This is a genomic window from Acinetobacter sp. ANC_7588 (assembly GCF_056783995.1).
This window is the reverse complement of the sequence record NZ_JBWYIU010000028.1, coordinates 1-2,308: the sequence shown is the minus strand read 5'-3', so window position 1 is coordinate 2,308 and position 2,308 is coordinate 1. Positions and strand designations below refer to the sequence as shown.

At 42.1% G+C, this 2,308-nt stretch carries 3 protein-coding genes; all 3 read right to left on the bottom strand.

Going from position 1 to position 2,308, the window contains the following annotated elements:
* On the bottom strand, positions 1-494 hold a 494-nt coding region (locus tag AC1M9J_RS14715), incomplete at its 3' end, for a ferredoxin reductase (RefSeq protein ID WP_481952568.1).
* Between the two features lie 62 nt (positions 495-556).
* The gene (locus tag AC1M9J_RS14710; RefSeq protein WP_481952567.1) at positions 557-1,042 is read right to left on the bottom strand and encodes an aromatic-ring-hydroxylating dioxygenase subunit beta; all 486 of its coding nucleotides are present in this window, start codon (positions 1,040-1,042) and stop codon (positions 557-559) included.
* Positions 1,043-1,052: 10 nt separating this feature from the next.
* Positions 1,053-2,308: aromatic ring-hydroxylating oxygenase subunit alpha (locus AC1M9J_RS14705; protein WP_481592543.1), on the bottom strand; the 1,256-nt coding region annotated here is incomplete at its 5' end.

The following is a 2,308-nucleotide window of genomic DNA, read 5'->3' as shown; positions in this document are numbered from 1 at the left end:
TGGAAGGTTGTAAATGGTGCAAGTGGTCCCTGTTCTACTTCTTCGACGAAAGCACAGCGATCGCGACTACTGCCACAATAATGCAATTCAAATGATTTACCTTGGGCTAGTAGCTCATATGCCATGGTAATGAGTGGTGTAATGCCAATACCGCCACCGATCAACACTGAGTGGGAAGCATCAACCAAAGGGAATAAGTTTCTTGGTGCACTCACCTGCAACTGCATACCCAGTGTAAGTTGCTCAAATGCACATGTTGAACCACCACGTGACTGAGGATCTTTCAAAATACCGAGGCGAAAAATGCCGACTTGTTTAGGATCTTGGCAAAGTGAATATTGGCGTATTAGACCATTCGGCAAATGCACATCAATATGTGCCCCTGCTTCTATACTTGGTAATGTGATTTCATTTGCTGAGGTGAGTTCAAGCACTGCAATTGTGCCACCTTGTATATAACGATCTTTTACGACCACATCATGTAAACACATCATTTTTTCTCATTCGATCCTTTTAAACAAATAGGGATTAGCAAAAAGCTAATCCCTATTTCCTCTTACAAAATATAGCTAATACCCGCTAGGGTATCGGTTGAATTAATGAGGTTAATCACCTTGCGACGAATCTTGAAACCATATTCTTCATCACGTACCAAATGGTAAATCACATCTGCTGTGTAATGGCGCAAGTTTTCTTTACGGAATTCACGTAAATTCTGTGCACAGCGTAATACGATCTCTCCGTCTTGATCTTGAAGAATTCGTACACGCGATAAACTACGTACTGTATTCGCTTTGGGAGAAGTTGAAATTGCTTCTCCATTTTCTAAACGTTCAACACGCAGCTGACGCATATGATGATTGTCATATGCATAGTTCAGGTGATTTTCATAATCGGTTAAGGCTGGGTCGATTGGAATAATGTACTGACCTTGCTCTTCCCATAATGCTAACCAAGTTTGGTAATCCGAATGGTCAAGCATATCCGCTTCTGCCCAGATAAATGCGGTTACTTCATTTACTAAATTTACGTCGATTTTCATTGCATTCCCCTTAAGCCGTCATAATCTTTTTCCACTGCTGATAAGCAGCGCGCATACCTGTTTCAGCACTTACATCACTTTTCAGACCATCTTCGGTTTTAACTTCACCGGGTAATCCGCGATGTAGCATGACCCAAAGATCATTGCCTGCATTGGAGCCTTTTTGTACACGTTCCCAAGCCTCGGCATCATCTGGCGTACCAAAGCCAAACGGTCCTTGGAAGTGTTCGTGTAGACGTAAGCGATATTGGTTGGCAATTTGAGGTCCACCATCCATCGTAATAACAGAGTGATGAATTTCAGTTTTATCGACTGCTAAAGGCTGCATAACACGGAAAAATGCCATTGAACATGCGATATTCGGGAAGATGTTCAGGTTAAAGCCCGTACCACCTACAGCTCGGCAGATACGTCGTACTTCAAGTTCTTCATGTCCTTCATCACGAAGTGCTTGTGCCAGCTCTTCGAAACGCTCTTGAATTGGGCGTTCCATTAGTTCTTCTTCGAGATCGATCAGTTCAGGAATCATGACCATGACACTGTGACCATTTCCAAGATCTTCAACATAACCTGGCTGATTTTCGAAGTTGAAAAGTTCTTCAGTTTTTTCGTCAACAGAGCTCAGGAATGATTTGTGTACCAATGGGAAATGGTAAGCATCCGTTGTATTTTCTAACTGAATCTTCCAGTTGCCAGGGAATGTAAAGCGATGTTCGCCCAAGACTTTGACTGGGTAGCCTGCACCCTGTTTCATGAACAGATCAATCCACTTTTTAGCAGGACCAAGGAAATCTACAAGCGGCTCAATGTCTTGTTTAAATGTAGCGAAGATCATGCCGTTATATTCTTCGACACGTAAACTCACCATAGGGAGTTCAGATTTGTCTAAGCATTCGCCATAACTTTCCGGAGATGGTACGCCACGTAATGTGCCATCTAATGCATAGCTCCAACCATGATAAGGACAAACGAAACTATTGGTTTTGCCTTTTTTATGTTCACATACTGTCGCGGCACGGTGACGGCAACGGTTTAAAAGTACATGAACTTTTTTCTTACGGTCACGTACTACGACAACAGGCTGTAAACCTACATTAATCGTTTTATAGCTTCCTGCTTCAGGAAGTTCACTTGCATGTGCAACCCATACCCAAGTGTTGTAAAAGATTTTTTCCATTTCTTCTTCAAAAATGGCTGAATCTTTATACAGCGAAGTATGTACACGGTCACTTTGAACCAGTTCGTTGTAATCAATTTCGATATTTT

Coding starts and splice junctions, on each gene's coding strand:
- AC1M9J_RS14710 (WP_481952567.1), bottom strand. CDS start 1,042: ATGAAAATCGACGTAAATTTAGTAAATGAAGTAACCGCATTTATCTGG.